12 protein-coding genes are annotated in these 12,988 nt (G+C 66.9%); 7 read left to right on the top strand and 5 right to left on the bottom strand.

Translation table 11 applies throughout. From position 1 onward, the window contains the following. The first annotated feature begins 105 nt into the window (after positions 1 to 105). The 4 genes from QRN13_RS06805 to QRN13_RS06790 are packed head-to-tail and all read left to right on the top strand — an operon-like array spanning position 106 to position 4,929. Positions 106 to 1,590, top strand: a complete 1,485-nt coding sequence (locus QRN13_RS06805; RefSeq protein ID WP_284877333.1) for an exopolysaccharide biosynthesis polyprenyl glycosylphosphotransferase — start codon at positions 106 to 108, stop codon at positions 1,588 to 1,590. Between the two features lie 11 nt (positions 1,591 to 1,601). Then, on the top strand, positions 1,602 to 3,047 hold the full coding sequence (locus QRN13_RS06800) for an oligosaccharide flippase family protein (protein WP_284877737.1): 1,446 nt from the start codon (positions 1,602 to 1,604) through the stop codon (positions 3,045 to 3,047). Beyond that, the gene (locus QRN13_RS06795) at positions 3,044 to 3,976 is read left to right on the top strand and encodes a glycosyltransferase family 2 protein (RefSeq protein ID WP_284877332.1); all 933 of its coding nucleotides are present in this window, start codon (positions 3,044 to 3,046) and stop codon (positions 3,974 to 3,976) included. Before QRN13_RS06800 ends, QRN13_RS06795 begins: the two co-directional genes overlap by 4 nt. 2 nt (positions 3,977 to 3,978) lie before the next feature. Then, the gene (locus QRN13_RS06790; protein WP_284877331.1) at positions 3,979 to 4,929 is read left to right on the top strand and encodes a glycosyltransferase family 2 protein; all 951 of its coding nucleotides are present in this window, start codon (positions 3,979 to 3,981) and stop codon (positions 4,927 to 4,929) included. On the opposite strand, the gene QRN13_RS06785 is transcribed toward QRN13_RS06790, so the two are convergent. The 4 genes from QRN13_RS06785 to QRN13_RS06770 all read right to left on the bottom strand — a co-directional run bounded on the left by QRN13_RS06785 (position 4,911) and on the right by QRN13_RS06770 (position 9,400). Further along, entirely contained in the window at positions 4,911 to 5,414 is a 504-nt protein-coding gene (locus QRN13_RS06785) for a DUF1543 domain-containing protein (RefSeq protein WP_284877330.1), read from the bottom strand. The genes QRN13_RS06790 and QRN13_RS06785 overlap by 19 nt on opposite strands. A gap of 11 nt (positions 5,415 to 5,425) precedes the next feature. Next, positions 5,426 to 7,090, bottom strand: coding sequence for an FAD/NAD(P)-binding protein (locus QRN13_RS06780; protein ID WP_284877329.1), 1,665 nt, complete (start codon positions 7,088 to 7,090; stop codon positions 5,426 to 5,428). Positions 7,091 to 7,211: 121 nt separating this feature from the next. After that, positions 7,212 to 7,913, bottom strand: coding sequence for a P-loop NTPase family protein (locus QRN13_RS06775; protein WP_284877328.1), 702 nt, complete (start codon positions 7,911 to 7,913; stop codon positions 7,212 to 7,214). Positions 7,914 to 7,960: 47 nt separating this feature from the next. Beyond that, on the bottom strand, positions 7,961 to 9,400 hold the full coding sequence (locus tag QRN13_RS06770) for a GumC family protein (RefSeq protein ID WP_284877327.1): 1,440 nt from the start codon (positions 9,398 to 9,400) through the stop codon (positions 7,961 to 7,963). A gap of 121 nt (positions 9,401 to 9,521) precedes the next feature. Here QRN13_RS06770 and QRN13_RS06765 point away from each other — a divergent pair, with 121 nt between their 5' ends. Further along, the gene (locus QRN13_RS06765) at positions 9,522 to 10,271 is read left to right on the top strand and encodes a polysaccharide biosynthesis/export family protein (RefSeq protein ID WP_066551294.1); all 750 of its coding nucleotides are present in this window, start codon (positions 9,522 to 9,524) and stop codon (positions 10,269 to 10,271) included. 9 nt (positions 10,272 to 10,280) lie between these two features. On the opposite strand, the gene QRN13_RS06760 is transcribed toward QRN13_RS06765, so the two are convergent. Next, positions 10,281 to 10,586 carry a sel1 repeat family protein gene (locus tag QRN13_RS06760; protein WP_284877326.1) on the bottom strand — a complete coding sequence of 102 codons (306 nt, stop codon included), beginning with the start codon at positions 10,584 to 10,586 and terminating at the stop codon, positions 10,281 to 10,283. A gap of 316 nt (positions 10,587 to 10,902) precedes the next feature. Between QRN13_RS06760 and QRN13_RS06755 the strand changes: the two genes are divergently transcribed. Both QRN13_RS06755 and QRN13_RS06750 read left to right on the top strand, forming a co-directional pair. After that, the gene (locus QRN13_RS06755) at positions 10,903 to 11,487 is read left to right on the top strand and encodes an RcnB family protein (protein ID WP_055753440.1); all 585 of its coding nucleotides are present in this window, start codon (positions 10,903 to 10,905) and stop codon (positions 11,485 to 11,487) included. 162 nt (positions 11,488 to 11,649) lie between these two features. Further along, positions 11,650 to 12,684 (top strand): RcnB family protein, encoded by a 1,035-nt coding sequence (locus tag QRN13_RS06750; protein WP_284877325.1) that lies wholly within the window; start codon positions 11,650 to 11,652, stop codon positions 12,682 to 12,684. The last annotated feature ends 304 nt before the right edge of the window (positions 12,685 to 12,988 follow it).

Raw genomic sequence — 12,988 nt, 5'->3', positions numbered from 1 at the left:
GCGCAATCCGGTTCGAGAGAAAGCGTCCACGTTAACGCGACATAGAGGCCGAAGCGGCAGTATCGCGGCCATCATTCGCCCCCCGGATCGCTGCTGGATCGCCTGTTGCTCGACCGTCCCGCCAATCTCGCCGCCGATACGCCGCTGAAGAGCCGGCCGTCGCGCGGGCCGTTCCGGCCGGAGATCTGGCTGAATGCGCGCGAGCGATCGTCCGTGCGCCTGTCGGCGCACTATTTCCGGCTGATCGACGTGTTGATGGTCTGCGGCCTGGCTTTCAGCGCGGTCTTGGCGATCCAGCCGACGGGTCTGGCCTCGATCACGGTCGGCGACGCCGCGCCCGTGGTCGTCGGCGCCGTTTTGGTGCTCGTGTTGATGCGCGCGCTTCAGCTTTATCGATTCGGACGCGACACGCCCTGGCCTCTGCACATGACGGGCGTTGTGGGCGTGGGAGTCGTCTCGGCCGGCGTGGCGCTCGTGCTGGGTTGGCTGCTGGACCGCCCGGCGCTGAACGTCATTGCGCCCTGGGCCCTGACGACGACGGCCGCCCTGGCGCTGTTGCACGGCCTGTGGCTGGTCGTCATTGCGCGGTTGCGTCGGCTGGGCGTGCTGTCGCCCAACATCGTCATCGTCGGCGCGACCCGAAACGCGCGACGTCTGATCGAACAGGCGTTGGAGCGGCGCGACATGAATGTCCTGGGCGTGTTCGACGACCGCTTGGCCAGATCGCCGGACAGCTTGGCCGGCGTGCCGGTGCTGGGGACCGCTAAGGCCCTGCTGACCCACCGCCTGACGCCCTATGTCGACCGGATCGTGCTGGCCATAGATCCCGAGGCCGGCCAGCGCGTGCGCGACCTGACGCAGACGTTGAACGCCCTGCCCAATCCGCTGACGGTCCTGGTCGATTCGGAGTTGGGCCGCGACGGGCTGCTGAACAGGCTGGCGAATGCGCCGCTCGCGCCTCTGGATGGTCCTGCCAACCCGGACCGCCGCGCCTTCAACAAGCGGATGCAGGATCTGGTGATCGGCGCCGTCGCCCTTGTCGTCGCTGCGCCCATCATGGCCTTGGTCGCTCTGGCGGTGAAGCTGGACAGTCCCGGCCCCGTCTTCTTCCGCCAGCGCCGTCACGGTTTCAATCACGAGACCATTGTCGTGTGGAAGTTCCGCTCCATGCGCCACGCCGCCGCCGATGCGACCGCCAGCCGCCAAGTCTGCGCCGACGACGACCGCATAACCCGTGTCGGCCGTTTCATTCGCGCCACCAGCCTGGATGAACTGCCGCAGATCTTCAACGTCCTGTCCGGCGAGATGTCCCTGGTCGGCCCTCGCCCCCACGCCATCGGCATGAAGACCGGCGAGACCGAATCCGCTCTGCTGGTCGCCGAATACGCCCATCGACACCGGATCAAGCCCGGCATGACCGGCTGGGCCGCCATCAAGGGCTCACGCGGCCCGGTGGACACCGAGGCCCAGGTGCGTGAACGCGTCCAGCTGGACATCGAATATATCGAGCGACAGTCCTTCTGGCTGGACCTGTGGGTTATCGCCGTCACCATCCCCGTCCTGCTGGGCGACCGGGCGGCCGTGCGTTGAGCGAGAAGCGCATGTTCTGGCGCGGCGTTTGGGGCTATCTGCCGGCCCAGATCGTCCAGGGCGTGGTCGGTTTCCTGACCATCTTCGTCTTCACGCGTCTGCTCAGCGCCGACGACTTCGGTCATTACGCCCTGGCGTTTTCGGTCACGACCCTGGCCCACACCGTCACCTTCACTTGGCTGGAGGCGTCGATGGCGCGCTTCTGGGCGGCCGAGCGCACGCCCGAGGGAATGGCGACCCATTTCGCCAGTCTTTACCGCACATCCTTCACCATCATCGCCGTGTTCACACCCATCGCGGCGCTGATCGTCTGGCTGGCGCCGCTGACGCCGGCATTCAAGATCGCCGTCGCCTTCGGTCTGGCCGGCGCGCCCGTGCGCAACCTCGCGAAGCTGGCGCAGGAGCGATATCGCGCGGCGGGCGAGGTGTCGAAATCCGCCGCCGTGGACATCGGCGTGGCCATTTTGGGTTTCCTGGTCGGGGCCGGATTCGCGCTGGCCGGCGCCGGCGCGGCCTCGCCCCTGCTGGGCCTGGCCATCGCGCCCCTGTTCGCCCTGCCCTTCATCCTGCCGGGGGAATTGCGTCAGGCCGGTGGCGGGATCGTGGATCGCACGCGGCTGAAGGCCTATGCCCTCTATGGCTATCCCATTGCGGCGTCGCTGACCTTGGCCTTGGTGCTGGCCTCGACGGACCGGTTTCTGCTGGCAGCCTTCATGGATGCGGCGGCGGTCGGCGCCTATCACGCCAGCTACAGCCTGGCGAACCGGACGCTGGACGTGATCTTCATCTGGCTGGGTGCGGCCGGGGCGCCGGCGATGGTCATGGCGCTGGAGCGCGGCGGGCGCGAGGCGCTGCGTCAGACGGCCATCGAGCAGGGTTCGACCCTGATCCTGATCGGCCTGCCCGCCGCCGTCGGCCTGTCGCTGGTCGCGAGACCGCTGGCGGAGTTGATGATCGGCCAGGATCTGCGCGCCGCCGCTGCGCTGGTGACGCCGTGGATCGCCGCCTCGTCCTTCCTGTCGGGGATGATCGCCTATTATTTCGGCTTCGGCTTCACGCTCGGAAAGAAGACCGGCCTGCTGCTGGTGACGATGGCGATCCCGGCGCTTTGCAACGTTGCCCTGAACCTGGTGCTGATCCCCCGAATGGGCGTGACCGGCGCCGCCGTCTCGACCACCGCCAGCTTCGCCATCGGCCTGATCGCCTGCCTGCTGCTCAGCCGCCGCGCCATAGCCCTGCCGATGCCGTGGGAGGCGTTGATCCGCTGTGGGATCGCGTCGGCCGTCATGGCCGGGGTCGTCTGGCTGCTGCCGCCCATCGGCGGATTCTTGGAGCTGATGCTTGACGCAGGCGTGGGCGGCGCCGTCTATGCCGTCATCGCCCTGACCCTGAACGCCGCAGGCGTCCGTGACGTGCTGCTGCGCCTGGTCCGCGCGCGTCCGAGCGTGACGACATGAGCGCCCATATCCACGACAACGCCGCCTGGGCGCGGGCCAGGCCGAAGATCTCGGTCCTGATCCCCTTCCTGCGCGACGATCCCCAGGCCGTGCTGCGCCAACTGGATGCAGAAGCCGCCGCCCTGTCTGGCGCGCTCGAACTGATCCTGCTGGACGACGGCACGGGCGACGCCGATGTGACGGCCCGACTTCAGGCGACCATCGCCGCCCTCGCCCTGCCCGTGCGCCTCATCACCCTGGCCGCCAACGAGGGCCGCGCCAGAGGCCGCAACCGCCTGACCACCGCCGCCCGGGGCGAGGCCTATCTTTTCCTCGACAGCGACATGCGGCCCGACACCCCCGTCTTCCTTCAGACCTGGCTGGGCCTGATCGCCCAAGAGGCGCCCGCCGTGGCCTTCGGCGGCTTTTCTCTCGATCAGGCGCCGACCGACGCCCGGTTCGCCGTACACCGCGCTCTGTCCGGCGCTTCGGAATGTCTGCCGGCGTCCCAACGCGCCCTGACGCCCGAGAAATACGTCTACACCTCTAACCTGCTGGTGCGCCGCGACGTCTTCGCCGCCGAATCCTTCGATCCCGGCTTCAGCGGCTGGGGCTGGGAAGATGTGGAGTGGGCCATGCGGGTCTCGCGCCGCTTTCCCGTCGTCCATATCGACAATCCGGCCACCCACATGGGCCTGGACACGGTCGAGGATCTGGCGCGCAAGTTCGACCAGGGCGCCGGCAACTTCGCCCGCGTCGTCGCCCTGCATCCCGCCATCGTCCAGACCTATCCCAGCTACAAGGCCGCGCGCGCCCTGAAACGCCTGCCCGCCCTGCCCCTGGCGCGCCGCCTGATGAAACAGGCCGCCCTGACGACGGCCCTGCCGGTCAAGGCCCGCGCCTTCGCGCTCAGGCTCTACCGCGCCGCCGTCTATGCGGACGCCGTCTGACCATGCGCGACGTCGCCGTCATCATCCCGACCCTGCGCCGCCCCGACAGCCTGGAGCGCGCCCTTCGCTCGGTCTTCGCCCAGACCGGGTCGCTGCACCGCGTCGCCGCCATCGTCATCGCCGACAATGACCCGCAAGGCTCCGCCGCCGCCCTGATCGAGCGGCTGCGCGACGAAGCGCCCGTCCCGATGATTTACGCCCACGCCCCGGCCCCCGGCGTGGCGACGGCGCGCAACGTCGGACTGGCCGCCACCGACGCCCCTCTGATCGCCTTCCTCGACGACGACGAGGCCGCCTCGCCCGGCTGGCTCGCCGCCCTGCTGGACGCGCAGAGCCAGACCGGCGCCGATGTCGTCTTCGGCCCCATTCGCGGGCGTGTGCCGGAAAACACCGGCTGGACCACCGCCTATCTGGAGCGGTTCTTCGGTCGCGACGGCCCGCGTGAGACCGGCCTGACCGACGACATCCACGGCTGCGGCAACAGCCTGATGGTGCGCAGGACCGCCCTGCCCGGCAAGGCCCCCTTCGACGTCGCCATGAACGAGACAGGCGGCGAGGACGACCGGCTGTTCACTGCCCTGTCGGCGCGGGGCGGCCGCTTCGGCTGGGCCGCCGACGCTTGGGTGGATGAGTTCGCCCCGCCCCACCGCGCCACGCTGAACTACGCCCTCACCCGCGCCTTCGCCTATGGCCAGAGCCCGAGCCAGATGGCCGCCGACCGTCGCGACTGGCCCGGCGTCATCAAATGGATGCTGGTCGGTCTGGCCCAAGCCGGTGTCTGGGGCGCCGCGTCCCTGATGTCCGCCCTCCTTCGTCGTCCCGACCGCGCCCACACCTACGACCGCTGCGCGCGTGGTCTCGGCAAGGTCTTCTGGACCAAGGGCTTCGAGCCTAAACTGTATGGCGCGGCGATGCTGAAGCGACCTCGGCCTGATCAGCGGATCGGCATATAGCGGCAGGTGAAGTCCGGATCGCCGGTCATCAGGCTCGGCTTGAGGTGGATATAAAGCCGTTCGGCGCCCGCAACGTCGTCCAGCGCAAACGCCTGTTCGGCCTCATACATCTCGTCCCGGTGCGCGTCCGTCCACCCCTTGGCCAGTTTGATGGCGCGTGCCTTGGCCGTGGGCAGGCTATCGGCGACCACGAAGACATTGCGGTGCTGCTCGGCGAACGCCACGCCGTCGTAGCCGCCCAGGTTGACGTAGTAGAGCTTTTCCTTGCCCTCATAAGGCGTCGGCGACAGGCTGACCTCATAGCCGTCTGCCTGCGAAATCTCCGACCAGCAATCGATGTGCAACGTCCCTTCACGTCCCCACCACTGCGCCAGCAAGGCGTCTTTCGTCGCTTCGATCGTGGGGGCGACGAGGAAGCGCATATCGTGCACCTCGATATTGGCGCCGGGGTGCTCCCCGCCGATGTAGATCGCAAACAGCTTCATTCGTCCTCGCGTCAGGCCGCCGTATCGGCAAGATCGACCGCAGGCTTTGCGGTATTCAGGATCAACGCCAGTCGCCGACCGACGATCCCACCCATTTCGTGCGAACTGGTGATCCCTTGCGCAAAGGGATGCCGCCCCATGATGAACGGCAGGCTGAGACAGAACAGCCGATCCGTCGGCAGGGGCGCATCGACCGGCCGGAACAGGTCATCGACAGCAATCCCCCGGACCACGTCGGGCGCATCGTTGGCGACCTGATCTCGAACGATCCCCTGCTCCAGCAAGGACAGGAACGGGAACTGTATGCCGCTCAGGGCCGCTTGCCCCGTCGCCTCGATGAAGATCGGGAAATGGCGGGTCGTGTCGCCGATGGCCACGCGCGCGCCGCCTTCGGGACAGCGCGTATCCACCTCGTGATCGTCGCCCAGCGCGATGACATCCAGCCGTCCTGCGGCGTGCAGCGCCAGCATCCGCTCGATCGATTCGTGCGGAACCCCGGCGTAGATATCGACGAAGATCGGCTTGAAGGCGCGGCTGAACCGCTCGAACTCGGCGCTGTCCAGATGCGGCACGATGATGGCGACAATCTCGTGCATGCGCAGAATGCCGTCGCGCCAAGCGACCGTCACCTGTGCGGCATGGTTCGCCTGCGCCTCCTTCAGGTTCGCGGCGGCCCAGACGAAGGGATCAACCGCTGCGCGCCGAGCGAAATAGGCCTCGGCGAAGGTTTCAAGCGTCGCATCATGCAGTCCCGTCTCCGCGGCATAGTCAGGGTCCAGATGGATCAGCTCGGTCCGAAACAGGTCGAATACGGTGTCCAACAGCCCGTCAGGGCCGCGCGCCACAGCCGCAGCAACAGCCTCGGGCGTGCAATAGGTCAGCGGGCCATGCGGCAGCGGAAAATAGAAGTCCGCCTCGGGCAGCAAACCCTTTCGCGACATCATTGCGATGTGAAGATCTTCAGTATCCGGCGCGGGCTGATAGATCAGCCGATTGTCCCGCCGAACGAAGTCCCCGTGCGACGTGGCAAGGGCGACGGCCGCATCGATGGCCGTCAACGACGACCCCCGAATGCCGATGCGTGTCGCCGGAACATCCGCGAGGTCGGATGCAGGCCATGGGCTTAGGAAATATCCGGGCTGGGCGTCCGGCCCCGACGGCCACTGATGACCCGTTGCCAGAACCACATGGTCGAACACAGCCTTGGCGACCTTTTGCGACGGCGGCGACGTGAAGGTCAGCTCGATCCCTTCCTGACGATTCGCCGCGTCGATGACCCGGCATCCCGTCCACACATCGATGTCGACGCCCTTGGCGCGGGCCTGCTGAACCAGGGTGGCGAACTGGCTTTCGAAATATCGCCCTAAGGCCACGCGTGGGACGAAGGTCCGATCGTTGAGCGACGCCCCATCCACGTCCAGCTCTGCTAGTTCGGCACGCGTTCGTGCCGACAGCCAGTCGGCCAGCGTCTCCTGCAACGGCGGGATCTCTATGCTGGCGATGTTCGACAGCATCGCCGGATCGTTCCAGTCCGGGCTGTAGGGGCTGCCGCACCCGGCCGTCTCGCGCGCTTCAAACACCGTGACCCGCGCCGAAACGACGCTTTCGGACAGAAGGTCATGAAGGGCGTAAAGCGTCGTCGGCCCCGCTCCGACGAATGCGACGGACTTTGTCATGGCTACACAATGCGCGACGCACACAAAGGCGCCACATCAGCACTCGATTTAACGCAACCGCTTCATTTTCTTGCCGAATGTGCGAAATCGGACGCCAGAAATGTCGGCTTCAAAAGCGGCTTCAGCCCATCAGCCGCTGCAGAAAACCCGGCGCCTTGTAAGTCGAACGGTTCATGACCACGCCGGCGATCTTGCCGCCCACCGCCTCGATCTCGTCGCGCAGGATGACCGGGGCATGGGCGGGCGTGCTTTCGGCCGCGATCACCAAGACCGTCATGTCCACGAAGGGCGCCAGGATGATCGCCATGTCGTTGCGGTCGGCGGCGGGCGCGTCGATGACGATGGTGTCGGCGTGGGGCCGCAGCGCCTCCCAATAGCGGGGCTCTCCAACCGCTTCGACCCGGTGACCGGATCGCAGCGCCTCCATGTGGAAATGCGTCACCCACAGGCGGCCGCCCAGGCAAGACCGCGCCGTCAGCAGCCGCGAATCCGGCACCGGCTTGCCGTCGCGCCCGGTCACGCGCGGCGTCACGGCGTAAAAGCTTGAGCCGTCGGGCGAGCCTTGCGCCGCCTTGCCGACCTGACCGAACCGATCCGGCTCGGCCGACACCGTCTCCAACTGCCCCTGTTGCGCCAAGTCGCCGTCGATCAACCAGACGGGCTTGCGCGCCCGCACCGCCGCCAGACGGGCGAACTCGCGCGCAACGGTCGAGACACCCTCGCCGGTCGCGGCTGAGGCGAACTGGATCACGCGCGCGCGGTGCGCCGGCGCCGGTCCCAGCGCCGCCCAAAGGCCCGCCATTTCTGAAGTCAGATCGACCATCGAATCGCCAAGGCGCTCCCTAAGCCCTCAGCCTAGCACGAGTTTCGCTAGGCCGCCTTGGCCGGCGCGACGGCCAGGACCGGCATGTCCAGGGTGCGGCTGACCGAGGCCGGTGTCGTGAAGCCGCGCCGCGTGAACACGCGCAACAGGCCGACGCACAGGGCGGTGAACCCGGCGAACAGGAAGACCGCCGCCAGCAGCGGGATCTTCAGGCTCTTGCCCGTGGCCGGCGGCTGAGCGCGCTCGATGACGGTGACGTTGTCGGCGCCGGCGGCGACCAGGGCGTTGTCGGCCCGGCTCTGGGTCTCGCGCTGCTGGAACTCTCGGATCGAGGCGCTCAGCACTTCGCGATTGCCGGCCAAAGTCGTGTTCTCGGATTCCAGCGCCGTCAGCCGCGCCTGCCGCGAACGAATATCGGCCAGCTGCCGGTCCAGGACCGCCAGACGCGCCGCCAGCGAGTCGCGCTCAGCCCGGGTGTTGATCCGCGTGGTTTCCAGCTCGGTCCAGACAGGGTTCGGCCCGGTGCGGACTTCCTTGGCCCCAACGGCCGTGCCGGTCGCGACATAGGCTTGCAGTTGATTGATCCGCGCCTCGATATCCTTCACCGGCTGGGCGTCGGGCTGGTAACGCGACAACAGCTGCTCGCGTTCGGTGCGCAGTTGCAGCACCTGGTCTTGGGCCGAGATGTTCAGATCCTGTTGCAACGCCACCTCCGCCGGTGTTCCCGCCTGCTGCGCCACCAGGGTGTTCAGCCGCTGGGCGGTCTGGTTCAGCTGGCTCTGCGTCGACATCCGGTCGGTGAAGACCGCCTGATAGGTCGCCGCCAGCGTCGCCTTGGCCGCCGTGAAGTCGCCGATGTCATTGGAGGCCAGGAAGGCCTCATAAGCCCGGTCCGCATTGCCGAGTTCATCCTCGAAGGCGATGCGTTGGCTGGCGATGGCCGGCGTCTTGTCCTGGAAGACTTCGCGACGATAGATCAGATATTGCTCGATGATCGTGTTCAGGACCCGGGCCGCCCGTTCGGGATCGTCGGCCTTGTAGGTCAGATGGATGACCGCGCTGCCCGGCGCCGTGGCGACGCCCAGGCCGCCGCCGACGGCCTTCAGCGCAGCGGACCGCGCGGCCTGCGGACTGCCCTTGGGCGGCTCGCCCAGGATGGCGGCGGGACCCAGCGCCTCGACCACCTTCTGGCGCACAGCGCTGGAGCCCAGGATGGCGGCTTCGGAGTTGGCGACCTCGTCGCCCTGGGGCGCCTGGCCCCGCTCGGCCGTGCCGACGCGCGGTTGATAGACGTATTCCTGACCCACACCCGCGAAAACCGAGCCGGTAGCGGTGTAGCTCTTCTTCAGCGTCATGGCGGCGGCGAACCCCAGCCCCAGGATCACCACGAAGACGACGATCATCAGCAGCAGTTCGCGGAACAACAGGCCGATCACGTCCAGAACGCCGTAGCGCGGCCTTGTGGTGACGTGTGCGGTGGAGCGCATCGGGCGGGCCGAATCCCTTGAAAGGCGTGTTGTCGTCACCCTTCGCCCACCGGCGTTAACCGATGATTACCCATAACCGGCGAGGTTGCCTGATATCCCTCGTCGAGGCCGACCGATTCCCATGCTGACCGATCGCCGCCTGTTTCTGCTGACCCTGGGTTCAGCCTCCATCGCCGCCTCGCTGGCGGCCTGCGGCGGTGCCGGCGGCGTTCCCGATCCTCGGCGCGCCGACCGGTCGCCCTACGACGAGCTCGCCGGCCTGCCCTTCGCCCCCTGGACGGACCAGGAGCCGGAATATCTGCTGTATCCCGGCGACGAGATTGAGGTGGCGACGCCGACGGCCTCGGAGCTGACGCGCACGCTCAAGGTCGGTCCTGATGGTCGCATCGCCCTGCCCCTGATCGGATCGGTCATGGCGGCGGATCGCACCCTGCCCCAGCTTCAGCAGGTCGTCTCTGCGGCCTATGCTACCCAGCTGGTGCGCCCTGTTGTCGAGGTCACCCTGCGCCAGGCCGGCCCGATCCGCGTCTGGGTCGATGGCGAGGTGCGCAACCCGGGCGTCTTCGAAATGATCGGCGGTCTGGACGCCTATCAGGCGGTGATCCAGGCCGGTGGTTTCGCCCCGACGTCGCGTCAGGACAGCGTGGCCCTGATTCGTCGCGGCCCCGGCGGATCACGCATGATGCGGGTGGTGGACCTGCGTCCGCGTCGCGGCGAGGTCGTGCCGTTGCGGCGTGGCGACATCGTCTTCGTGCCGCGTTCGACGCTGGGCGAACTGGCAGCCTTCTTCACCCAGGTGCGCGCCGCCCTGCCTATCGGCTTCAGCTATTCGATCAACGGATCGAACGGCAACGGCTACGCGCAGTTCTGAACTGATCGCTTACGCGACCAGTTGAACCACGCCCTGGTCGATGTAGCGCCGCGCGGCCTTCTGGGCCTCGGCGATCTCTTCGCGTTCCATCTCCTGGCTCATCTCGCGGCGATAGACGCGCGCCTCGATCGAACCCTTCATGGCCGCCAGGTTGAAGATCATGTGAGCCGACACCCGGTCCATCGGGCAACCGCCCGATCCGGCCGAATACATCATGCCCAGTTTGAACAGGTCGTCGCCGGACATGTCCGGGGTCGGCAGCGGCAGACCTTCATCGTTGGCCTGCAGGTCGTGCGCCATTTCTTGCGCGTTCATCACCGTATCTCCTGATCGGGCGCCATTCTGGGCCCGCCTCTGAGACGCCATCAAATACCGGTGGTTTGAAGTTAAAGTTAACGGCGTAAAGCCTCGCACGGACTTTTCAGTAAAGCAGAAATGAATACTTTCAACGGGATTCAGACCTCGGAAATCTCTCGGAAATCTCTCGTTTACGCCTCAACTCCGCACACGATCAGCGCTCCGCAAACCTGACGCGATCGTTCAGCGGGCATTCAGGCGCGAAATCCGACCTTGCTCATCATTAACGGGTCGGGTCGGCACATCCGTCGGCGGCCCAGAATGGAGCACGAAGATGAACCGCCTCACCAAGGCCGCCGTCGTCGCCCTCGCCCTGTCGACCACGGCCGTGCCGATGCTCGTTCAGGCCCAGGACCGCGACCGCCGCGAGTATCGTCAGGATCGCCGTGACGACCGCCGCGACTTCCGCCAGGAACGCCGTGAAGATCGCCGCGACTGGCGCGACGGTCGCTATGACAGCCGCCAAGACTATCGTCGTGATCGCCGCGACGACCGTCGTGACTATCGCGACGAACGCCGGGATGACCGTCGCGATTGGCGCAACGACCGCTGGGACCGCAACAACAGCAACTGGTGGCGCGGCCGCTCGGACTTCCGTGGCTACAACGGTCCGCGCTCAGGCTACTGGTATGCGCCCAGCTACGGCTACTACCGGGTCGAGCCGCGCTACAGCGGCTATCGCTGGCGCACCGGCGGCTATCTGCCGGCGCAGTATCGCAGCTACTACGTCCGCGACCCCTATGTTTACGGTCTTCGCGAAGCGCCGCGCGGTTATCGCTACGTCCACGCCGGCAACGACATCCTGTTGATCGCCGTGGCCAGCGGTCTGATCGCCAGCGTCCTCTCGGGCGTCTATTAAGCCCCGCCATAACCGGACGATCGAACCCCGCAGGTCTTGCCTGCGGGGTTCTGCTTTTTCCGACAGTCCCTTGATTGCGAACAGTGTTCAGCCTGGGTTCATCGCCACCGATCGATGATTGCCTCAAGCCGCCGGAGACCCGGCGTGCAGGAACCAAAGACCATGAAACGCCTCCTGATGGCTTTCACCGCCATCGCCGCCGTCGCCGGCCCGCTTGCAACTCCGATGCAAGCCCTCGCCCAGGAACAGGACCAGGCTCAGCAGGAACGGCCTCAGCGTGAAGGCCGCGCCCGCGGCATGAACCGGCCCGAGCGTCCGCAGATGGGTCGTGAAGACGGACCGCGCGAGCCTCGCCCCGAACGTCCCAGCCGACCCGCAAACGATACGCCCCGTCCCGAGGGCCCGTCGGGTGGCGAACGTCCCGATGCAGGCGGCCAACGTCCGGATCGTCCCGAAGGCGGATGGTCTCGGCCTGATCGCCCCAACACCGGCGGCCAGCGTCCGGACCGGCCCGAAGGGGGCTGGAACCGACCCGATCGCCCGAATACCGGCGGCCAGCGTCCGGACCGACCCGAGGGCGGCTGGAACCGGCCCGATCGTCCGAATACAGGCGGCCAGCGTCCGGACCGGCCCGAAGGCGGCTGGAACCGACCCGATCGTCCGAATACCGGCGGCCAGCGTCCCGACCGGCCCGAAGGCGGCTGGAACCGACCCGATCGGCCCGACCGCCCAAATGCTGGCGGTCAACGCCCCGTCCGTCCTGGAAACGGCTGGAACCGTCCCGACCGTCCAGGCTCGGGGTGGAACAACGGTCGTGACCGCGACCGTCAGCACCGCGAGTTCCGCCAGCGCTTCAACGGCGATCAATGGCGGCGGGATTTCTATCGCAACCACCGCTCGGACTGGTGGCGCAATGATCGGCGCTTCAGGGGTTACAACGGCGTGCGCGTCGGCTTCTACTTCGCGCCGGGTTGGGGCTACTACAGCGTGCCGCGCTCCTACTGGGGTCGGTCGTGGTCGGTCGGCCAGTATCTGCCGGATGCCTTCTGGCGCTATCAGCTGAACGACTGGCGCACCTACGGCCTGGGCTATCCGCCCGAGGGCACGCGCTGGGTTTCCGTCGACAACACTCTGTATCTGATCGACGAATACGACGGCTATATTATCGACGTCGTCCGCGACGCCTGGCGCTGGTAACAGCCTGACGATTTTGCACATCCGCCCGACGGCCCCGCGCCGTCGGGCTTTTTTATTGCCCCGCTTCGCTAAAGGATTGCGAACCGTGACCTTCCCGTGACCTTGTTCCGGTGCGACATCTTGTCATGCGTCATTGGATCGCCAGGTATTCGAAGCCCTCAGCTGCGCCACAAACGCCGTTCAGCCGAGATCAGCTTCAGCAATCAGCGCTTGAAACGACTTGAGACCCGCCGGACGAAAATCGGCCGCGATGCGCTCCGACGCTGGTCTTCGTCGCCATTCACGATGACGTCCGGAAGCGTTT

It is taken from the genome of Brevundimonas sp. MEB006b (genome assembly GCF_030209705.1).
Classification (GTDB): domain Bacteria; phylum Pseudomonadota; class Alphaproteobacteria; order Caulobacterales; family Caulobacteraceae; genus Brevundimonas.
Note: the sequence above shows the minus strand (reverse complement) of the source record. Positions and strands in the feature narration are given on the sequence as shown.